The organism is Stenotrophomonas sp. PE591 (assembly GCF_018320795.1).
Classification (GTDB): domain Bacteria; phylum Pseudomonadota; class Gammaproteobacteria; order Xanthomonadales; family Xanthomonadaceae; genus Stenotrophomonas; species Stenotrophomonas maltophilia.
Window position 1 is genome coordinate 915,376 of the sequence record NZ_JAAOKO010000002.1, and the last position, 19,456, is coordinate 934,831.

Annotated in this window: 18 protein-coding genes; 12 read left to right on the forward strand and 6 right to left on the reverse strand. The window is 68.0% G+C overall.

Annotated features, from left to right (window positions below; translation table 11 throughout):
• Positions 1-17 precede the first annotated feature (17 nt).
• From lldR to JLDANKMP_RS09655, 4 genes are all read left to right on the forward strand, one after another.
• Positions 18-782, forward strand: a complete 765-nt coding sequence (gene lldR, locus JLDANKMP_RS09640; RefSeq protein WP_024957564.1) for a transcriptional regulator LldR — start codon at positions 18-20, stop codon at positions 780-782.
• 4 nt (positions 783-786) lie between these two features.
• Complete coding sequence (gene lldD, locus JLDANKMP_RS09645) at positions 787-1,926, forward strand: FMN-dependent L-lactate dehydrogenase LldD (protein WP_005410033.1); 1,140 nt, start codon at positions 787-789, stop codon at positions 1,924-1,926.
• Positions 1,923-3,623 carry a D-lactate dehydrogenase gene (gene dld, locus JLDANKMP_RS09650; RefSeq protein ID WP_212560976.1) on the forward strand — a complete coding sequence of 567 codons (1,701 nt, stop codon included), beginning with the start codon at positions 1,923-1,925 and terminating at the stop codon, positions 3,621-3,623. The genes lldD and dld overlap by 4 nt, the downstream gene beginning before the upstream one ends.
• A gap of 111 nt (positions 3,624-3,734) precedes the next feature.
• Entirely contained in the window at positions 3,735-4,619 is an 885-nt protein-coding gene (locus tag JLDANKMP_RS09655; RefSeq protein WP_212560977.1) for a hypothetical protein, read from the forward strand.
• A gap of 94 nt (positions 4,620-4,713) precedes the next feature.
• Here the strand turns inward: JLDANKMP_RS09655 and JLDANKMP_RS09660 are convergent, their stop codons facing one another.
• A complete protein-coding gene (locus tag JLDANKMP_RS09660) occupies positions 4,714-5,010 on the reverse strand; it encodes a hypothetical protein (protein WP_005413768.1) in 297 nt (98 codons plus the stop codon).
• A 171-nt stretch (positions 5,011-5,181) separates the two neighbouring features.
• Between JLDANKMP_RS09660 and JLDANKMP_RS09665 the strand changes: the two genes are divergently transcribed.
• A complete protein-coding gene (locus JLDANKMP_RS09665; protein ID WP_212560978.1) occupies positions 5,182-5,838 on the forward strand; it encodes a decarboxylase in 657 nt (218 codons plus the stop codon).
• A 68-nt stretch (positions 5,839-5,906) separates the two neighbouring features.
• Complete coding sequence (locus tag JLDANKMP_RS09670) at positions 5,907-6,683, forward strand: CDP-diacylglycerol diphosphatase (protein WP_005413766.1); 777 nt, start codon at positions 5,907-5,909, stop codon at positions 6,681-6,683.
• Here JLDANKMP_RS09670 and JLDANKMP_RS09675 read toward each other — a convergent pair.
• Positions 6,680-7,279, reverse strand: a complete 600-nt coding sequence (locus JLDANKMP_RS09675; protein WP_212560979.1) for a GNAT family protein — start codon at positions 7,277-7,279, stop codon at positions 6,680-6,682. The two genes, JLDANKMP_RS09670 and JLDANKMP_RS09675, sit on opposite strands and share 4 nt — an antisense overlap.
• A 217-nt stretch (positions 7,280-7,496) precedes the next feature.
• Here JLDANKMP_RS09675 and JLDANKMP_RS09680 point away from each other — a divergent pair, with 217 nt between their 5' ends.
• Both JLDANKMP_RS09680 and JLDANKMP_RS09685 read left to right on the forward strand, forming a co-directional pair.
• A complete protein-coding gene (locus JLDANKMP_RS09680; RefSeq protein ID WP_212560980.1) occupies positions 7,497-10,223 on the forward strand; it encodes a TonB-dependent receptor in 2,727 nt (908 codons plus the stop codon).
• 110 nt (positions 10,224-10,333) lie between these two features.
• Positions 10,334-10,960, forward strand: coding sequence for a hypothetical protein (locus JLDANKMP_RS09685; protein WP_212560981.1), 627 nt, complete (start codon positions 10,334-10,336; stop codon positions 10,958-10,960).
• Between the two features lie 29 nt (positions 10,961-10,989).
• Here JLDANKMP_RS09685 and JLDANKMP_RS09690 read toward each other — a convergent pair whose 3' ends face one another.
• Positions 10,990-11,631, reverse strand: coding sequence for a hypothetical protein (locus JLDANKMP_RS09690; protein WP_099530104.1), 642 nt, complete (start codon positions 11,629-11,631; stop codon positions 10,990-10,992).
• A gap of 182 nt (positions 11,632-11,813) precedes the next feature.
• Here JLDANKMP_RS09690 and JLDANKMP_RS09695 point away from each other — a divergent pair, with 182 nt between their 5' ends.
• Entirely contained in the window at positions 11,814-12,974 is a 1,161-nt protein-coding gene (locus JLDANKMP_RS09695) for an amidohydrolase family protein (RefSeq protein ID WP_212560982.1), read from the forward strand.
• A gap of 68 nt (positions 12,975-13,042) precedes the next feature.
• Here JLDANKMP_RS09695 and JLDANKMP_RS09700 read toward each other — a convergent pair whose 3' ends face one another.
• Positions 13,043-13,480 (reverse strand): DUF3806 domain-containing protein, encoded by a 438-nt coding sequence (locus JLDANKMP_RS09700; RefSeq protein ID WP_188485124.1) that lies wholly within the window; start codon positions 13,478-13,480, stop codon positions 13,043-13,045.
• 131 nt (positions 13,481-13,611) lie between these two features.
• A complete protein-coding gene (locus JLDANKMP_RS09705) occupies positions 13,612-14,493 on the reverse strand; it encodes a LysR substrate-binding domain-containing protein (protein ID WP_012480566.1) in 882 nt (293 codons plus the stop codon).
• Between the two features lie 122 nt (positions 14,494-14,615).
• Here JLDANKMP_RS09705 and JLDANKMP_RS09710 point away from each other — a divergent pair, with 122 nt between their 5' ends.
• On the forward strand, positions 14,616-15,317 hold the full coding sequence (locus JLDANKMP_RS09710; RefSeq protein WP_212560983.1) for an ankyrin repeat domain-containing protein: 702 nt from the start codon (positions 14,616-14,618) through the stop codon (positions 15,315-15,317).
• Between the two features lie 51 nt (positions 15,318-15,368).
• Positions 15,369-16,826 carry an amidohydrolase family protein gene (locus JLDANKMP_RS09715; protein WP_212560984.1) on the forward strand — a complete coding sequence of 486 codons (1,458 nt, stop codon included), beginning with the start codon at positions 15,369-15,371 and terminating at the stop codon, positions 16,824-16,826.
• A 93-nt stretch (positions 16,827-16,919) separates the two neighbouring features.
• Here the strand turns inward: JLDANKMP_RS09715 and JLDANKMP_RS09720 are convergent, their stop codons facing one another.
• Positions 16,920-17,849 carry a LysR family transcriptional regulator gene (locus tag JLDANKMP_RS09720; RefSeq protein ID WP_049451846.1) on the reverse strand — a complete coding sequence of 310 codons (930 nt, stop codon included), beginning with the start codon at positions 17,847-17,849 and terminating at the stop codon, positions 16,920-16,922.
• Between the two features lie 93 nt (positions 17,850-17,942).
• On the opposite strand from JLDANKMP_RS09720, the gene JLDANKMP_RS09725 reads away from it, so the two are divergent.
• Positions 17,943-19,136, forward strand: coding sequence for an MFS transporter (locus JLDANKMP_RS09725; protein ID WP_212560985.1), 1,194 nt, complete (start codon positions 17,943-17,945; stop codon positions 19,134-19,136).
• Positions 19,137-19,456 lie beyond the last annotated feature (320 nt).

Sequence of the window (19,456 nt, forward strand, 5' to 3'; positions counted from 1 at the left end):
CGGGCCACAATGGCGCCATGAGCACGCAACGTATCTCGGACAAGGTGGCCGCGCAGCTGCGCGGCCTGGTGCAGGAACAACAGCTGCGGCCGGGCGACCGGCTGCCGGCCGAGCGCACCCTGGCGGTGCAGCTGGGGGTCTCGCGCACCGCGCTGCGCGAGGCCATCGCGCAGCTTGCCAGCCAGGGTCTGTTGACCGCACGGGTCGGTGGCGGCACCTACGTGGCCGAGCCTGCGGCACGCGCGCGGCAGGCGCTGGATGAACCGCTGGCGCCGTACCTGCCGCTGTTCCAGGGCGACCCGGAATACCGCTTCGACGTACTGGAGATCCGCCATGCGCTGGAAGGCGCCACCGCCTGGCATGCGGCGCTGCGTGCCACCGACGAGGACCGCACGCGCATCGCGCAGGCCTTCCAGACCATGATGGACGCGCACGGCAAGGACGACCCCACCGGTGAAGCGGAGGCTGACGCGGCCTTCCACCTGTCCATTGCCGAGGCCTCGCACAACCTGGTGCTGCTGCAGGTGATGCGCGGCCTGTTCGAACTGCTGCAGACCAACATCTCGCAGAGCCGCGAAAAGCTCTACACCTCGGCGAGGACCTTCTCGCCGCTGTCCGACCAGCACCGCGAGATGATGGACGCGGTGCTGGCCGGCGACCCCGAACGCGCGCGCGCCGCCGCGCATGCCCACCTCGAGTTCGTGCACACCACGCTGCGCACCCTCGATGACAACGAAGCCCGGCGTGCGCGGGCCTCGCGTCTACCTTCCCCACACGGTTGACCCCATGATCATCTCCGCCTCCACCGATTACCGTGCTGCTGCCGAACGGCGGCTGCCGCCGTTCCTGTTCCACTACATCGATGGCGGCGCGTATGCCGAGCACACGCTGAAGCGCAACGTTTCCGACCTGTCCGACATCGCGCTGCGCCAGCGCATCCTGCGCAACATGTCCGACCTGAGCCTGGAAACCGAGCTGTTCGGCGAAACGCTGGCGATGCCGGTGGCGCTGGCGCCGGTCGGCCTGACCGGCATGTATGCCCGGCGCGGTGAAGTGCAGGCGGCGCGCGCGGCCGACAGCCGCGGCATCCCGTTCACGCTGTCGACCGTATCGGTGTGCCCGATCGAGGAAGTGGCACCGGCCATCCAGCGGCCGATGTGGTTCCAGCTGTACGTGCTGCGCGATCGTGGCTTCATGCGCAACGCACTGGAGCGGGCGCAGGCCGCTGGCGTGACCACGCTGGTGTTCACCGTTGACATGCCGGTGCCGGGCGCGCGCTACCGCGATGCACACTCCGGCATGAGCGGCCCGAATGCCTCGCTGCGCCGTATCGGCCAGGCCATCACCCATCCGCACTGGGCGTGGGACGTGGGACTGTTCGGCCGTCCGCATGATCTGGGCAACATCTCCACCTACCGTGGCAACCCGACCGGGCTGGAGGATTACATCGGCTGGCTGGGCAGCAACTTCGATCCCTCCATTTCCTGGAAGGACCTGGAGTGGATCCGCGAATTCTGGAAGGGCCCGATGGTGATCAAGGGCATCCTTGACCCGGATGACGCGCGTGATGCGGTCAGGTTCGGTGCCGATGGCATCGTGGTCTCCAACCACGGTGGCCGCCAGCTGGACGGCGTGCTGTCCACCGCGCGCGCACTGCCGGCGATTGCCGACGCGGTACAGGGCGATCTGAAGATTCTCGCCGATTCGGGCATCCGTACCGGCCTGGACGTGGTGCGCATGCTGGCGCTCGGTGCCGATACCGTGCTGCTGGGGCGTGCCTTCGTTTATGCGCTGGCCGCGCAGGGCGAGGCCGGCGTGGCCAACCTGCTGGACCTTATCGCCAAGGAGATGCGCGTGGCGATGACACTGACCGGTGCGCGCCGCATCGCTGACATCGGCCGCGATTCGCTGGTCAGCCTGCCATGAGTGGCCACGATGCCGTGCTGGCACAGTTGCGCGACGCGGTCGGCAGCCGCCATGTACTGACCGGCGACAAGGCCACGCGCCGCTTCCGTCGCGGCTACCGCTTCGGTGATGGCCCGGTACTGGCGGTGGTGCGCCCGGGTACCTTGCTGGAACTGTGGCGCGTGCTGCAGGCAGCGGTGCAGGGTGGGGCGGCGATCATCCTGCAGGCGGCCAATACCGGGCTGACCGGTGGCTCGACCCCGGACGGCGATGACTACGGCCGGCCGATCGTGCTGGTCAGCACGCTGCGCCTGACCGGCATCCAGCTGTTGAACGAAGGCCGCCAAGTGCTGTGCCTGCCCGGTGCCACGCTCGACCGCCTGGAGCAGACGCTGGCACCGCTGGGCCGTGAACCCCATTCGGTGATCGGCTCGTCCTGCATCGGCGCCTCGGTGCTGGGCGGCATCTGCAACAACTCCGGCGGCGCGCTGGTGCGCCGTGGCCCGGCCTACACCGAGCTGGCGCTGTACGCGCGGGTCGATGCGCAGGGCCAACTACAGCTGGTCAACCATCTCGGCATCGCGCTGGGCGATACGCCCGAGCAGATCCTGCAGCGCCTGCAGGCCGGCGACTACAGTGCGTCGGATGTGGGGGACGGCGACGGCCGCGCAGCCTCCGATCCGCGCTACGCCGACGAAGTGCGCAAGGTCGACGCCGATACCCCGGCGCGCTTCAATGCTGATCCCAGCCGCCACTACGAGGCTGCCGGTTCGGCCGGCAAGCTGGCGGTGTTCGCGGTGCGCCTGGATACCTTCGAAAAGGAGGCCGCCGAAGTCTTCTACATCGGCAGCAACCGCACCGGCAGCCTCACGGCGATCCGTCGCCAGCTGCTGACCGGCTTCGAGCGCGTGCCGATTGCCGGTGAGTACATCCACCGCGATGCCTATGACATCGGCGAGCGCTACGGCAAGGACAGCTTCCTGCTGATCGATCGCCTCGGCACCGCACGTGTACCTGCCGCGTTCGCATTGAAGAGCCGCGTCGACGGCTGGTTCGAACGGCTGGGCCTGCGTGGGGTGACTGACCGGGTGATGCAGGTTCTGACCGGCCTGCTGCCCTCGCACCTGCCCAAGCGCATGGGCGAGTTCCGCCAGCGCTACGAGCATCACCTGTTGCTGAAGGTCTCTGCCCAGGACGCTGCGGAAACCGAGGCCTGGTTGCGCGGCTTCTTCGCCGGGCACGAAGGCGGCTTTTTCCACTGCACGGCCGAGGAGGGGCGCAAGGCGTTCCTGCATCGCTTCGCCGTGGCCGGTGCCGCGGTGCGCTACCGCGAAGTGCATCGCGGGCAGGTGCAGGACATCGTGGCGCTGGACATTGCCCTGCGCCGAGATGATGCCGACTGGTTCGAGCAGTTGCCGGCCGATATCGACGGCCGTCTGCTGCACAAGCTGTATTACGGGCACTTCCTGTGCCACGTGTTCCACCAGGACTACATCGCCCGCAAGGGTGAAGACCCGATGGCGATCGAGCACGCGATGTGGGCATTGCTGGACCAGCGTGGTGCCGAGTACCCGGCCGAGCACAATGTCGGTCACCTGTACCCGGCCAAGCCGGCGCTGGCCGGGTTCTACAGGCAGCTGGACCCGAGCAATACGTTCAATCCGGGCATTGGCCAGACGTCGAAAGCCAAGGGCTGGGGTGGCTGCGATTGCGGATGATGTAGAGCCGACCCTATGCTCGGCTGCTCCTGCCGACAGACAGCAGACGAGCATGGCTCGACGCCGCCCGGGCAACGGTTACCATCGGAAGCCCATCCGCAGGAGCCATCCATGCCCACCGCCGCCGTCCGCGCCACCCTGTGCACTGCATTGCTGGCGACCCCGCTGCTGGCGCTGGCCCAGAGCACGATCCTGCCGCAGCAGCGCGATGCCGCCGGCAACGTGATGGAGCCGCTGGGACAGGTACTGATCGCGAGTGAGACTGGACCGTCGGGGCTTTATGACTGCACGCGGGACGGCAACTGGTGCGTACGCGTGCAGCCGGTCGCCGAGGAGGGTGACCGGCCGACCGTGCTGGAAGTGCTTGAGAACGCACCGGGCCAGGGCAAGCCGCACACCTACCACGTCAGCATCGACGTGCCACAGGAAAGCGAGCTGTCGCTGTGGCCATGGATCGTGCGCCTGGCGCCGGGCGTGGGCAGCGATGAACCAGTGACCGACCCGCAGCAGCGCGCCCGCCAGAATGTGCTGGTGGGCGGCATCGTCAAGTTCAGCGCCATGTACTCCGGTGGAGGTGCCGACGCGTCCACGCTGCAGCTGGCACGCGTACGTCACCTGCAGGACGACATCCAGGTGGACGACGACGTGCTGACCGTGCCATGGCTGGGTAATGCGATGATCCGTGCCTGTTTCAGCGAGCAGGACATCAAGCAGCGCGCAGGTGCCTGCCACGACGAATACGGGTTCTCGGCGAAGCTGGCGCTGGATACGGCTGCCGCGGGCATGCCGGTGCTGCGCTACCAGACCGTGGCGACCCGGTTCCCGGCCGGCGTTTCACGCTTCGAGGATTCGCTGGCCAGGGGGCCGCTGAAGAAGCAGGATCTGCGCATCGAACAGGACCCGGCGTGTACCTACACGCGGCTGTTCCGCTTCGGGGCGGGGATGTTCCACCCGGACCAGGCACTGCCGGACTGTGCCGGCTATACCGAACCCTGAAATGTAGCGTCGAGCGATGCTCGACGGGTCTTCGGATGGGCGGCGCGAAAAGCCAGTCGAGCATGGCTCGACCCTACAAAAGCGGTGGCGGCGCTTATTCGCAGCGCGTGGACGTGATGATGTTGTCCTTGTCCACGAACACGCGCAGGCGGTCCTGGCGGATGTCCTTGGTGGTGATGGTGCTGGGGCCGATCGGGTTGACCAGGCCGGCACCACTCTCGCGGGACAGGCGGCGGATGTTGGGCTCGTTGGCCGGCTGGCCGATCGCCCAGCCCAGCTGGCTGGCGTCGCAGCGGCCGCTGCCTTTGACCTCCGGGCCAGGGGTGCTGACGCAGGCCGACAGCAGCAGGGCAGAGGCCGGCAGCAACAGGGACAGACGGAATGCAGACATGCGAGCGCTCCTGCGCAGGGGAAGATGGCGGGAACGATAGCACCGAGCGTGCGAAAGGCGTCAGCACCCCGGTCATTGCCGGCACAGCGTGGTCATTGCATAGTGGGAGCAATGGCTGGCAATACGCCAGCGGGCAGGCCGGGCCTTTCCGGCGCAGGTGTTGGATACGGTATGACGGCAGGCAGTTTCCGCAGCAAGGACAAGACGATGACGGCGCTGGTGTTGTCGTTGCTGGGCATGGCGTTTGCCGCCTCCGCTGCCGATCCGGAACCCGCGCCGGTCGAAACCCCGGTATTCGGTGCCTGGCGCAACCTGCAGACCGAATCCGGCTACGCGCCGGCCCAGCGTAACCTGGCTTTCGCCATGCTGCCGCAGGCGGCCACCCGCGGTGACCGTTTCGCCATTCTTGACCGTGAGGGCAAGCGCACGGTGTGCTGCCTGCAGGTGGCCAGCCCCTCGCTGGGCGTGGCCGCGCTGCGCGAGCAGTACCACCTGCCGCAGGCCTGGGTGACCGACCTGAGCAATGGCCGCAGCTCCGCACGTCCCTATGTGCCGCACGTCTATGCGATGCAGCGGGTGGACGAGCTGGCCGACTACAGCTTCGCCGATGTGCCTGGCGCCTACAGTGACCTGGGCGGGCTGCTGATTCCGGAAGGTGCCGCGCTGGAGGCTGACGGCAGCGCCGTGCGCCTGGGGGACACCCGCTACCCGCTGCATTTCCAGCGCCAGCCGCACGCCGATGATGATGGGGCGCTGGACCGCTACAGCCTGCAGGCCGGCGAGGGTGCCGCCCCGATCGTGGTTGAAGTGCCGTTCGGCACCTACTGATTGCAGCTTCGCACTGGCTAGAATGCAGCGCGGCGCTGTCTGCCGTGCCTGCTCCGTGAGTCGTTGCCGTGTCCCTGCGCCCCTTCCTGCTGTCGTCCCTGCTGCTGTTGTCCGCCTGTGCCAGTGCGCCGCCGCCGCCGGCCCATTCCGACGCATTGTGGCGATTGATCGAACGTGACTGCCGGGGCGCCGAAGGTCCACGCGGCGACTGCCTGCACGTGGAGACAGCCGCAGACCGCCGAGATGTGCTGGTCAAGGATGCGCACGGCGACTACCAGTTCCTGCTGATGCCGCTGGACAAGGTCAGCGGTATCGAGAGCCGCAGCCTGTACCAGCGTGGCGCACCGAACTACTTCGCTGCCGCCTGGCAGGCGCGCAGCCACACCGAACAGGCCTTGCGGCAACCGCTGCCGCGCAACGTCGCCAGCCTGGCGTTGAACTCGCCGCACGGCCGCTCGCAGCACCAGCTGCATATCCACGTGGATTGCCTGCGTGCCGACGTGCTGCAGGCGCTGGACACGCATGCTGCCGCCCTCGGCAGCCGCTGGGCACCGCTGCCGGTGCTGCTGCGCGGCCATCAATACCAGGCACGCCTGCTGGCGGGCGCGGAACTGACCGCCAATCCGCTCAATCTGCTGGCTTACGATCTCGCAGGCGTGGACGACGTTGGTCAGTGGAGCCTGGTCGTGGCCGGCCGGGACGCCGTGCAGGGCGGCCCGGGCTTCATCCTGCTGGCGACCCGGGTGGACGCCGGCACCGGCAACGAGGCCAGCGCCGAAGAACTGCAGGACCACGCCTGCTCGGTGCTGACCGGCGCAGGCGACGCGTTGGAGCGGGTCCGCTAACCCGGTGGCTGCTGGCGGCTGCGCCAGACCGGTGCAGTCAGCGCCAGCAGCTGGCGGTCCTGCCAGCCATCCAGATCCAGATGATGGTCGCGCAACAGGCCTTCGTGCTCGAAGCCGAAGGCGTGCAGCGCAGTGGCGAACGGGTCACTGCAGTCCGGTGGCAGCATCACGAACAGGCGGTGCACGCCCACATCCTCGAACAGGAACGGGCACAGCGCGCGCAGCGCTGCATCCACGTGCGGGTGCCAATGCTGCAGCGACAGCAGCTCGGCGCAGCGCGCATGCAGGGACTGCAGGCGGACATGCAGCTGGTCCAGGACAGTGCCGTGCTCGTCATCGAACACACCCAGCAGCAGCTGGTCGTTGTCCTGCTCCAGCCGCGAGCGATGCATGTGGGCAAGGAAGCGGGCTTCTTCGTCGATACCGGCCGGATGGCGGCGGCCGCGTCGGCGGCGGTCATCGAACAGGCGCCAGCGCGGCAGGTCGGTACGCTGGAACGGGCGCAGGGTGACCGGTGCGGCCTGCAGCTGCAGCAGGTGACGGCGCAACACCGGGCGCAGCGGGGGGAGGGGGGATGTGGGGTACGGGGTCATCATCCCCGGAACGATGGCAATGCCCGGTTCGCCAGACCATTCAAAAGATTGCAAAAACGCGACGATCACCGGGCGGAGCCTGATTCGGTTCAGGCATAAGTCCATCAGGGCTGGTCATTTCCGTTGAAACCATCCATTCAGGACACTTTCGTTACGGGATCGTTATGCGCCGCGCAGGCCTCCGGTCCCATACCACCCGTCCAACTCCCCCAGGAAGCCCATGTCTGCCTCCCACAAGGCGCTGCGCCCGCGTCCGCTGGTGCTCGCGCTGTCGTCCCTGATGCTGGTCTCGTCGCCGGCCTTCGCGCAGGAAAGCGCACCCACCTCATTGCAGGAAGTGAAGGTCACCGGCTCGCGCATTCCCCGCGCCAGTGTCGAAGGGCCGTCGCCAGTGACCGTGATCAGCCGCGAGCAGATCGACGCGCAGGGCTACCGCAACGCGTTCGACGCGCTGAGCGCCCTGACTGAAAACACCGGCAACGTGCAGGGTGAGGACTTCGGCAACACCTTCACCCCGGCCGCCAACACCATCAACCTGCGCGGGCTGGGCCCGAACCGCACGCTGGTGCTGGTCAACGGCCGCCGCCAGGCCGACTACCCGCTGGCCTACGAGGGCTCGGTGAACGTGGTCAACCTGGCCAACATTCCCAGCGCGCTGATCGAGCGCATCGAGGTGCTGGCTGCGGGTGCGTCGGCGGTGTACGGCTCCGATGCCATCGCCGGTGTGGTCAACATCATCCTCAAGGACCGCTTTGAGGGTGTGGACGTGAACGTGCGGGCCGGCGGCACCCAGCAGGGCGGTGGCGACAACCAGCGCGTGCAGGTGGTTGGTGGCAGTTCCGGCGAGCGCTGGGATGCGCTGTTCGGCTTCGAGTTCGATGTGCGCAAGGCGATCCATGCGCGCCAGCGCGATTTCATGGACTCGCTCGATGATGACCCGGCCGGCAAGGCGCCGCAGGCGACCGCGATCGCGTATCGCCGCAACGCCGCGACCGGTCGCAACATCGATCCGGGCGCCAATGGCTGCGACGCGGCGTCGGACATCTATGGCGGCAGCGTGTTCCGTGCCTTCAACCCGCGCCAGGGCTGGTATTGCGGCAGCAACGAGGCCGCCGCCAGCTACTGGACGGTGCAGACCGAGAAGCGCAACCTCAACGGCTACGGCCTGCTGACCTTCCACGTCAACGAGACCACCGACCTGTTCGCCGATCTGGCCGTGGGCAGCGCACGCATCACCAACAACACCCGTGCGCCCACCTGGACCTCGGCCCGCAACTACTTCTACAACCAGACCACCGGCAACCTGGAAAGCTGGTACCGCCGCTTTGCGCCCGAGGAGATCGGTGGCCTGCCGCGCAATGCCAATCGTTTCCTGGAAAATTCGTGGTCATTCAACGTCGGCGCGCGCGGCCAGATCGGCGACAGTGGCTGGGACTATGAGGCGGTCTACAGCCGTTCGCGCTACGAGAACCGCACCCGCCGCCCGGTGCTGCTGGCCGGTATCAACGAATACCTGCTTGGCCCGAAGCTGGGCGTGCGCAATGGCGTAGAGGTCTATGCGCCGGATCCGGCGCGCCTGTTCCAGCCGCTGAACCCGAACGAGTACCAGAGCCTGTCCGGCTACCAGGAGAGCCGCAACGCGGCGTGGCTGCAGACCTTCAGCGCCAGCGTCAACGGCCGGCTGTTCGCACTGCCCGGTGGCGACGCTGCGCTGGCCGCGGTGGTCGAGGCTGGCAGCCAGGGCTATCGCAATCGACCGGACCCGCGACTGGGCACCGGTGAATTCTGGAACACCAGCGCCGGTATTGGTGCCGGTGGCGAGCGCGACCGCTATGCTGCCGGCGTGGAGCTGCAGCTGCCGTTGCTGCAGTCGCTGACCACCACCCTGGCTGGGCGCTATGACCAGTACCGAGCCGGTGGTGAGCACATCGGCAAGGCGACCTGGAGCTTCGGCGTCGAGTTCCGCCCGATCGAGAGCCTGCTGATCCGTGGTACCGCTGCCACCAGCTTCCGGGCGCCGGACATGAACTACGTGTTCGCAACCGAGACGCGTGGTTACAACCCGGGCATGACCGACTACTGGCGCTGCCGCACCGCAGGCCAGTCATATGACAACTGCGACTACAACGGCCTGTCGATCGATTACAGCAACCGTGCCAACCCGCAGCTGCAGCCGGAGTCGGCCAAGTCGTATGGCTTCGGCGTGGTCTGGTCGCCGCTGGCTGGCCTGGATTTCAGTGCCGATTACTACGACATCCGCATCGACAACGAGGTGACCAGCCTCGATACCAGCCGCATCCTGCGCGACGAGGCCGATTGCCGGTTGGGCAAGACGCTGGGCGGCGAGGCGCGTGACATCGGCTCACCGCTGTGCCAGGACGCGCTGTCGCGTGTGATCCGCAACCCGTCCAATGCAACCGTGCAGCCGGACCAGGTGACCCGTGTGCTGATCAATCCGATCAACGCCGCCTCTGAATCGGTTCGCGGCCTGGACCTGAAGGGCAACTGGCGTTTCGATGCCGGTCGCTATGGCCGCTTCACCACGCGCCTGGCCTACACCGTGGTGCTGGAGCACAAATACCGGCAGTTCTCCGATGATCCGGAGCGTGACATCCGCAATTCGCTGGATGACTACCAGTGGCGCAGCAAGGCCAACGGCAGCATCACCTGGAACCAGGGTGACTGGACCACCACGCTGTACGGCAACCGCTTCGGCTCGCTGCCGAAGACCGATGGCAGTGGCCGCATCGCGCCGTACATGACCTACAACGCCAGCGTGTTCCGCCAGTTCGGCGAGAACCTGTCGGTGGGCGTGATCGTCAACAACCTGCGTGACAGCCGCCCGCCGGCGGACAAGAACGGTGGCGGCTGGCCGTTCTACCCGGTCGGCAACTACGACCCGTATGGCCGTCAGTACTGGGTGCAGCTGGACTACCGGTTCCGCTGATCCCGGGGGCGAACGAAAGGCCCGGCATTGCCGGGCTTTTCTTTGCGCAGTGCATCCGTGCTGCCGTCGCGCACATGGCATGCTGTGGCGATACACGGAGGAGGATGCGCATGGATGTCAGGGGGTGGAGCGTGATTGCCGTGCTGGCCATTGCAGGTTGCAGTGGCAGGCAGGCGGCCAGCGTGGAGGATGCCGCGGAGGTGGCCAATGCCGCGCCTGCGCCGTCCCTTTCCAACCCCGCGACCGATGCTGTATCAGCGCGCGTGCCAACGGCATCGAGTACCACGACGGCTGCCCCTGGGCTCGCGCAACCGGAGGGTCACTTCCTCGAGGGCGAGCGCATGCTGCTGAACGAGGGGGCGGTGTCCGCACAGAAGAGCGAGGCGGTGCTGGGTTCCGACAAGGCCTTCGCGCAGGCGATCAGCCAGTTCGAGCGCGATGCGGCCGGCCACCCGGAAGTGCAGGACCTGACCCGGCTCTACAGGACGGCCGCGACCCGGCTCATCGGCAACGACGGCACGCTGGTGCCTTTTGCCTGCGGCTACAGCCTGTGCGTTGGCGAGATCCGCAGCCGCACCGATGAGGATTTCAGTGCCTGGTCCGAGGCGATCGGCATGGACAAGGCGACCCCGGTCTACAGCCTGGCCACGGCGCCGATGACATGGGGCAGGGACCAGCATGGTGGGCGCTTCGTGTTCTCGGTGGATCCGGCCGCCAACGGCATCACGGGCCCGTAGCGCCGGCGGATGACCGGCGCCACGGCGCGTTATGGAAGCGCCTGTTGCAGGTACGACTCGATGACGTAGCTGAAAGGCTGCTGCTGGCGGTCGCGCAGCAGGGCACGCACCTCCAGGATCACGCCGCGGTCGCCTTCGCCCCGCGGCGGCCAGAACGTCTGGTCAGCCAAGGTCTGGCGCTGGAAACCGAGCGGGCCGACCACGCGACCGAAGGGTTCGTCGGTGCTGTCCAGCACCTGGTTCATGGCCGGGCTGAGGTGGCCGGGCAGGTACCAGTTGTCGGCCTCGGACAGCACGCGGCTGCCGCAGACCAGCTGCACGCGGCGATAGCGCAGCTCGGCGCCGGGTGCTGCACCCAGTGCCTGCAGTACGTCGGCCGGGGCCGGCTTGTCGTGACCGTGTATGCGCACCGCGCGGACCCGCGCCTGTTCGGCCAGGCCATGTTCGGCACACCAGTGTTCCAGCGTGGCGGTGGCGCTCTGCCCGGACAGCACGCGCTGGTGCAGGCGCTCGACCAGCGCTGCCGGGGCGATGCGCTGCTGGCCCGGCGGTGACTGCAGCGGCGCGGCAGCCGCTGCATCGGTGGCGGACAGGCTGGCGATCGGGGCGGCGGCAAGCAGGGACGCGGCCTGCCAGCGGCGGAGACGATCGTGGCGGTCGGACGGGCCCATGCGGCATCACAGCGGAAACAGGCGCCCATGTTACCCGTTCAGGGGTGTGCACGGCGTGGCTGCGACCGGCTGTCGCAGGGCAGTCATCGTTCTGATGAATGCGTGCCATCCAGATATTTCGTTGGCCGATGGCTGCGGCGAGGCGCACGATGGCGCCATTCTTGGCATTCCGGGAGTTCCCGATGACCCTCCAGTTCGTCCATGGCGGTGTCGACCGCGACGGTGCGCCACTGCATTTCCATATCCGTGATGGCCGCATCAGCGGGCTCAATGGCGAGGCCACGCCGGTCGAAGGGGCGGAATGCGTCGACCTGCAGGGCTTCGCGGTGCTGCCCGGGCTGGTCGACGGCCACATTCACCTCGACAAGAGCTTCGTCGGCGACCGTTGGCACCCGCACCAGCCGGTGAACAGCCTGCGTGAGCGGCTGGCCGTGGAGAAGGCGGCTGTGGCGGGTGCGGCACCGATGGTGGACCGTGCCGAGGCGCTGATCCGCCAATGCAGTGCTTTCGGTACGGTGGCGATGCGCTGCCATGTCGATATCGACGGCAGCACCGGTCTCGGCCATCTCGAAGCGGTGCGCGAGGCGGCGCTGCGCTGCGCCGACATCATGCGGATCCAGCTGGTGGCGTTTCCGCAGGCCGGGGTGATTTCCTGTCCCGGCACCGCCGCCGTACTGGAGCAGGCGCTTGCCGCGGGCGTGGAGGTGCTCGGCGGCATCGACCCGACCACGCTCGATGGTGATGCCGAAGGCCAGCTGGCGCTGCTGTTCGGCCTGGCCGAGCGTTACGGCGTGCAGCTGGACATCCATCTGCACGAGCCCGGCGAAACCGGCCTGGCCCAGCTGCTGCGCATCGCGGCGCGGACGCGGGCCGCCGGCCTGCAGGGGCGTGTTGCGGTCAGCCATGCCTATGCGCTGGGCGACGTGCCGCTGGCGCGCGCGCTGCAGGTGGGCGAAGCACTGGCCACGGCGGGTGTGGCGATCATGAGCAACGCGCCGGGCGATCATCCGTTCCCGCCGCTGCGCGCGCTGCATGATGCCGGTGTGCGCGTGTTCGCAGGCAATGACAACATCCGCGACTGCTGGTGGCCGTATGGCAATGGCGACCTGCTGCAGCGCGCGATGTTGCTGGGCTACCGTTCCGGGTTCTACACCGACGCCGACCTGATGCTGGCGCTGGACATGGTCACCACCCACGCCGCGCAGGTGATCGGCCTGCCGCAGCATGGCATTGCCGAAGGCCGGCCGGCGACGTTCGTGGCCGTGCGTGCCGACCACGGCCCGGCCGCCGTGGCCGGAGTGCCGGTGGAGCGCCGCGTGGTGGTCGACGGCCGCTGGCTGTAGATCCACGTCATGGCGTGGATGCGCCATCGCGTGGTCTCATTCATCCACGCATGGCGTGGATCTACTAATCAGGCGTAATCGTCGGCGCGGGTGGCGACGAATTCCTCAAGCCACGCCAGCAGATGGGCGATGTCGATGACTTCGCCCTGTTCGACGCGCTTGAGCAGCAGCGTGCTGGCGCCGATCTGCAGGCTGCTGTCGGCATAGCGCAGCACCGCATCGATGCCCCAGGCATCGGTGACCTGCATCCAGGCCAGGCCCGGCACGCGCTGGGCCAGGGTATCTCCGAACGCCACGCCCAGCGCTTCCCAGCCATCGCAATCGTCACGATCGATCAGCTCGGCATCGACCACGCGCTGCAGTGTGGTGGCCGCCAGCGGCCACTGCACCGGCAACGTCGGGAAGCCCGCAGCCACGCGCGCGGCGATCAGCGAGCGCTGGTGCTGCAGATGCGTCTGCAGGGCCGCGGGTAGGGGATCGAAGCGGGTAGGGATTTCGTCGGACATGGCAGGCGCCGCGGAGCACGGAAACAACAGGCACTCTACGAGGCGATTGTTGCCCGCTATACGGCCGGAGTGACCATGTTTCGATGCGTGATGCGCGAAAGGCATCCACGCATGGCGTGGATCTACCGTGGTCAGTCCGGTTCGCGCTGCACCTGCCGCCACAGCTCGCTGGCCAGTGCGCGCACGGCATCATCGGCGTCCGCGCGATGCAGCAGGCCGATCTCGTAGTTGTCGATCACCGGCAGCTCGCGCTCGCCATCGATGATGCGGTGCTCGCGGCTGACCGCGCGGCGTGGCAGCAGGCTGATGCCGATGCCATCGGCCACCGCGCCCTGGATGCCGCTCAGCGACGAACTGGTGAAGGCGATGCGCCAGCGCAGGCCCAGCGCTTCCACGGCATGGATCATCTCGTCGCGGTACAGCCCGCGCGGCGGGAAGGTGACCAGCGGCAGCGGGTCCTGCTGCAGGCAGCTGCTGCGCAGGCTGTCGATCCAGTGCATCGGCTCGCGCCGGCAATGCACCGCCTGGCGGCTGTTGCGGCGTTGCTTGACCAGCACCAGGTCCAGCTCGCCGTGGTCGAAGCCCTGCGCCAGGTCGCGGCTGAGGCCGCTGCTGATCTCCAGCTTCACCTGCGGGTGGCGACGGCTGAAGGCGGCCAGCATGCGCGTGGTCTGCGCGTTGACGAAATCCTCGGGCACGCCGATGCGGACTGCGGTCTCCACCATCGCACCGGCCAGCGCCTGCGCCATTTCCTCGTTCAGGTCGAGCATGCGCCGCGCGTAGCCGAGCAGGGTGTGGCCGGCGTCGGTGGGGTGCACGTCGCGATGGCCGCGTTCGAGCAGGCGATGCCCGGCCAGTTCCTCCAGTCGGCGCACCTTCTGGCTGACCGTGGACTGGGTCGAATGCAGGCGCGTGGCCGCCGTGGTGAAGCTGCCGCAGTCGGCCACCATCACCAGCGCCCGCAGCAGGTCCAGTTCGAACAGGGTTCTATTCGATTTGGCACTGTCTTGCATTTGAACATTTCACTTCTGGATACCCAGGCCGACTTCTACCATGCAGGGCAGGGGCCGGCAACGCCCGGCTGTTGCTACCGTCGCACGGCGTTCCGTGGCGACGGACATGAGGAGACACTGTCATGCGCGTCCATCATTCCGCTGGCTGGCCTGCGCCCTTCGCGCGCGTGCTGCTGTTGTGCCTGCTGGCCATGGTTACCCCGGCCTGCACTGCCACGTCCAGGGCCGACGCAGACGCGCGCCTGCGGGATGCCGCCAGTCGCGGCGACGCCGATGCGGTGCGACAGGCGATCGAGGATGGCGCCACGCTGGAGGCGCGCGATGGCCAGGGCCGCACCGCGCTGCTGCTGGCCACGCACGGCAACAACGTGGATGCCGCGCGTGAGCTGATCGAGGCCGGGGCAGACGTCAATGCCAAGGACGCGTTGCAGGACAGCGCCTACCTGTACGCCGGTGCGCGCGGCCTGGACGAGATCCTGGCGATGACCTTGGCGCACGGCGCCGATCTGCGCAGCACCAACCGCTATGGCGGCACCGCGCTGATTCCGGCCGCCGAGCGCGGTCACGTCGCCACCGTGCGCACGCTGCTGCGGGCCGGTGTGGCGGTGGACCATGTCAACCGGCTGCACTGGACCGCGCTGCTGGAAGCGATCCTGCTCGGCGATGGTGGTGCGCGCCACGTGCAGATCGTGCAGCTGCTGCTGGAGGCCGGTGCCGACCCGGAGCTTGCCGACGGCGACGGCGTGACGCCGCTGGCGCACGCGCGCCAGCGCGGCTATACCGGAATTGAGACCCTGCTGCGCCAGCACGGCGCGGTGCGCTGAATGCAAACCCCTTCCACCCGCACGCTGGGCGTGCCCATCAGGATGCTGTCCATGTTCCGTTCCCGTCCGTTGTCCCTTGCCATCCTCCTTGCGGTAGCACCGCTGTCGGCGTCTGCCGCCGAGCGCGCCGACCTCCTGATCCGCAATGCCACCGTGGTCGATGTCGAGCACGCCAGCACCCTGGCCGGGCAGAGCGTGGTGATCCGTGGCGAGGACATCGTCGCCGTCGGCCCGGACGCGCAGCTGCGCAGCCAATGGAGTGCGGCCCGCCAGATCGATGCCAAGGGCAAGTACCTGATTCCGGGCCTGTGGGACATGCATGTGCACTTCGGTGGTGGTCCGGCGCTGATCGAAGAGAACAAGGCGCTGCTGCCGCTGTACATCGCGCATGGCATCACCACGGTGCGTGACTGCTCCGGCGATCTGCCCGAGCAGGTGCTGCAGTGGCGCGGCGAGATCGCCAAGGGCACCTTGTTCTGCCCGCGCCTGCTCAGTTCCGGCGCGAAGATCGAAGGCATCAAGCCGGTCTGGAAGGGCACGATCGAAGTGGGCAGCGAGGCCGACGCCGACAAGGCGATCGCCCGCCTGCAGCATGACAAGGTCGATTTCGTGAAGATCACCGACAGCACGCTGAAGCCGGAACTGTTCCTGTACTCGGCCAGCGCTGCGCGAAAGGCCGGCTTCAAGGCCTCGGGGCATATTCCGATGGCACTGACCGTGGAGCAGGCGGTCGATGCCGGCCTGGCTTCGATCGAGCATCTGGACTACGCATTCAAGGCCGGCAGCAAGGATGAAGCGCAGATCGCCGCCGACTTCAGCGCAGGCCGCATCGACCGCGCCGAAGCCAACCGGCGCCTCGACGCCAGCTTCGACCGTGACACTGCGATGCATGCCTACCGTGATTTCGCCAAGCGCGGCGTATTCGTGACCCCGACCCTCAACGGTGGCCGCATCCTCGACTTCCTTGACCAGGATGACCACGCCAACGACCCGTACCTGGCCTACATCGGCCCCGGCCTGCGTGCGACCTACCAGTGGCGTGTGGACCGCGCGGCGAAGGCCACGCCGGCGCAGATCGAAGCGCGCCACGCGCAGTACCACCAGGTCGCTGCAGTGCTGCCGATGCTGCAGGAGGCCGGCGTGACGATCATCGCCGGTACCGATGCGGGCTTCCTCAACTCGTTCAACTTCCCGGGCATCGCCCTGCACCAGGAGCTGCAGTTGTTCGTGAAGGAGGGCCTGAGCGCGCCGCAGGCGCTGTCGGCCGCAACCCGTTCCGGCCCGGCCTGGTTCGGCCAGATGGACCGCTACGGTGGCGTTGCACAGGGCAAGGCGGCCGATCTGGTGCTGCTGACCGCCAATCCGCTGCAGGACATCGCCGCCACCGAGAAGATCGACAGCGTGATCCTGCGTGGCAGCGTGTATGACCGCGCTGCGCTGGACAAGATGTTGGCTGATACCAAGGCCAAGGTGGCGGCGTGGAATGCCGAGGCGGCGAAGAGGCAGTGATCGACAGGGTCAGCGCCCTTCCCGGCGGGAAGGGATCCGACCCTATGGGGTTGGACGGCATCCACGCCATGCGTGGATGACGCGGCCGTTGGCCTAACGCGGTGCCGGCCGCATGCCATGCAGCTGCGGCAGTGCGGCCTTCATCGCATCGATGAAGGCGCGCAGCCGCGGCGGCTGCTGGCGCGCAGCAGGAAACACGACATGCACCGGCAGTGCCGGCGCCTGCCAGTCCGGCAGCAGCTGCACCAGACGTCCTTGTGCGAGGTCGTCGGCCACCAGCCAGGCCGAGACCACCGCTGCGCCCAGCCCGGCGCGTGCAGCCTGCTGCACCACGAACAGGTTGTCGCTGAGCAGGCGCGGGCTGATCGACAGCGTATGCGCGCGACCCTGTGCGTCATGCAGCAACAGGCGTTCGCGGTAGTAGGTGACCAGTGAGATCCATGGCAGTGCCTGCGCCTGTTCTGGTGTGCTGATCGCGGTGGACTGCACCAGCGACGGCGCTGCCACGACGATGCGCGGCACTTCGGCCAGCGGCAGTGCGACCATGCGCGGTTCGTCGACCGGTCCCACCCGCACCGCGCAGTCGATGCCTTCTGCGATGAAGTCCGGGCGCCTATCTTCCAGGATCCACTCCAGGCTCAGCTGCGGGTGCTGGGCGAGGAACGCGAGCATGGTCGGCAGCAGCTGTGCCTGGCCGAACGCGTGCGGCACCATCACCCGCAGGCGTCCGCGCAGCGTTTCCGGTTCGCCGTGCAGTTCGGCCTGCAGCGACTCCCATTCGTCGACCACGCGTTGCGCATGACGCTGGCAACGCAGGCCATCTTCGGTCAGCTGCAGGCCGTGGGTGGAGCGCTGCAGCAGGCGCAGGCCGAGCTGTCGCTCCAGGGCCTGCAGGCGTCGGCTGACTGTCGGCTGGGTGGTGCCCAGCAGCACGGCCGCGGCAGACAAGCTGCCGGCATCGACGATGCGCAGGAAGGTGCGCAGCAGATCCAGGCGATCCGCACCGGTTGCGAGGTCATTCATGCGTATGGCGTATGAAGAATATGTAATGAAGCCTACTACAGACGTTTGGCGAATACCGGCAGGATACGTCCACTTCCTCCACCGGGCTCCCCCATGTCTACCCCTTCGCTATCCGTCGCCTCCGCGCCCGCGACCGCACCCTCCACCCCGCTGGTGCTGGCAATGGCGGCCGGCGCCGGCTTCTCGGTCGCCTCCCTCTACTACAGCCAGCCGATGCTGGGCCTGATCGCCCAGGACCTCGGCGCAGGCGAGCGCGCCGCCGGCCTGGTACCGACCCTGACCCAGCTCGGCTATGCGCTGGGCATCCTTCTGCTGGCACCGCTGGGCGACCGCTTCGACCGCCGCACCCTGATCCTGTTGAAGTCCGCATTGCTGGCGCTGGCACTGGGTGCCGCAGCGATGGTCGGGCACCTGCCGGGGCTGCTGATGGCCAGCCTGCTGGTCGGGCTGATGGCCACGCTGGCGCAGGACATCGTGCCCGCCGCTGCGGCGCTGGCGCCGGATGCACAACGCGGCCAGATCGTCGGCCGGGTGATGACCGGCCTGCTGCTCGGCATCCTGCTGTCGCGCGTGGTCAGTGGCGTGGTGGCTGAAGCATGGGGTTGGCGCACGCAGTTCGTACTGGCTGCGGTATCGGTGGCGGCGATGGGCGCGGTGATGGCGCGCGCGCTGCCGCGTTTCGCACCGACCAGCACGCTGCGCTATCCGGCGTTGCTGGGTTCGTTGCTGGCGTTGTGGCGCGAGCAGCCGCAGCTGCGCCGTGCGGTGGCCAGCCAGTCATTGCTGGCAGTGGGCTTCAGCGCGTTCTGGTCGACGCTGGCGCTGATGCTGCATGCCCGCCTGGGCCTGGGCAGTGCGGCGGCGGGTGCGTTCGGTATCGCCGGTGCGGCCGGCGCATTGGCTGCGCCGTTTGCAGGACGTTTCGCCGATCGCCTGGGTTGCCATGCGGTGGCGCGGCTGGCGATCGCAGTGGCGCTGGTGGGCTTCGGCCTGCTGCTGGCCGAAGCCTGGTTGCCGGCCGTTGCGCTGCTGCCGCTGCTGGTGGTGAGTGCGCTGCTGTTCGACTTCGGTTTCCAGTCGGCGCTGGTAGCGCACCAGACGCTGGTCTATGGCCTGGTGCCGCCGGCCCGCAGCCGCCTCAATGCGCTGCTGTTCACGGGCATGTTCATCGGCATGGCCGCCGGCGGTGCGCTGGGCAGCCTGGCGCTGGCACAGTGGGGGTGGCACGGCGTGGCCTGGCTGGCGGTGGTGTGTGCGGGCGGCAGCCTGCTGCTGCGCTTGAAGTAAGGGGGGCGTTCCGCAGGGCTTGCAGCCCTGCACCTGCGGTAGTGCCGGCCGCTGGCCGGCAACAGCACAAACAGCGGGTTTCCTGTAGGCAGGCGGGGTGGGTCCGATTGCGGGGGACGCCGTGAACCCCGCTCCGCGGTCCGGCCCAGTCGCTGGCGGCTGTGCGTTCGGGCGCTTGCGAAGCAATGCTTCGCAAGCAAAGCGCCCTCACCCATGGAGGCTCGGTCGCGCCTTGCTCGTGTGCGCTGTCCTGCGCACACGGCAAGACCGGGGTTGGGCGTCCTGCCCAACCCGCCTGAGGCATGCCTCGGGCCCATGGC

Excerpts from the sequence above, each read along its gene's own strand:
- lldR (WP_024957564.1), top strand. The coding sequence starts at position 18 with ATGAGCACGCAACGTATCTCGGACAAGGTGGCCGCGCAGCTGCGCGGC.
- lldD (WP_005410033.1), top strand. The coding sequence starts at position 787 with ATGATCATCTCCGCCTCCACCGATTACCGTGCTGCTGCCGAACGGCGG.
- dld (WP_212560976.1), top strand. The coding sequence starts at position 1,923 with ATGAGTGGCCACGATGCCGTGCTGGCACAGTTGCGCGACGCGGTCGGC.
- JLDANKMP_RS09655 (WP_212560977.1), top strand. The coding sequence starts at position 3,735 with ATGCCCACCGCCGCCGTCCGCGCCACCCTGTGCACTGCATTGCTGGCG.
- JLDANKMP_RS09660 (WP_005413768.1), bottom strand. The coding sequence starts at position 5,010 with ATGTCTGCATTCCGTCTGTCCCTGTTGCTGCCGGCCTCTGCCCTGCTG.
- JLDANKMP_RS09665 (WP_212560978.1), top strand. The coding sequence starts at position 5,182 with ATGACGGCAGGCAGTTTCCGCAGCAAGGACAAGACGATGACGGCGCTG.
- JLDANKMP_RS09675 (WP_212560979.1), bottom strand. The coding sequence starts at position 7,279 with ATGATGACCCCGTACCCCACATCCCCCCTCCCCCCGCTGCGCCCGGTG.
- JLDANKMP_RS09680 (WP_212560980.1), top strand. The coding sequence starts at position 7,497 with ATGTCTGCCTCCCACAAGGCGCTGCGCCCGCGTCCGCTGGTGCTCGCG.
- JLDANKMP_RS09685 (WP_212560981.1), top strand. The coding sequence starts at position 10,334 with ATGGATGTCAGGGGGTGGAGCGTGATTGCCGTGCTGGCCATTGCAGGT.
- JLDANKMP_RS09690 (WP_099530104.1), bottom strand. The coding sequence starts at position 11,631 with ATGGGCCCGTCCGACCGCCACGATCGTCTCCGCCGCTGGCAGGCCGCG.
- JLDANKMP_RS09695 (WP_212560982.1), top strand. The coding sequence starts at position 11,814 with ATGACCCTCCAGTTCGTCCATGGCGGTGTCGACCGCGACGGTGCGCCA.
- JLDANKMP_RS09700 (WP_188485124.1), bottom strand. The coding sequence starts at position 13,480 with ATGTCCGACGAAATCCCTACCCGCTTCGATCCCCTACCCGCGGCCCTG.
- JLDANKMP_RS09705 (WP_012480566.1), bottom strand. The coding sequence starts at position 14,493 with ATGCAAGACAGTGCCAAATCGAATAGAACCCTGTTCGAACTGGACCTG.
- JLDANKMP_RS09710 (WP_212560983.1), top strand. The coding sequence starts at position 14,616 with ATGCGCGTCCATCATTCCGCTGGCTGGCCTGCGCCCTTCGCGCGCGTG.
- JLDANKMP_RS09715 (WP_212560984.1), top strand. The coding sequence starts at position 15,369 with ATGTTCCGTTCCCGTCCGTTGTCCCTTGCCATCCTCCTTGCGGTAGCA.
- JLDANKMP_RS09720 (WP_049451846.1), bottom strand. The coding sequence starts at position 17,849 with ATGAATGACCTCGCAACCGGTGCGGATCGCCTGGATCTGCTGCGCACC.
- JLDANKMP_RS09725 (WP_212560985.1), top strand. The coding sequence starts at position 17,943 with ATGTCTACCCCTTCGCTATCCGTCGCCTCCGCGCCCGCGACCGCACCC.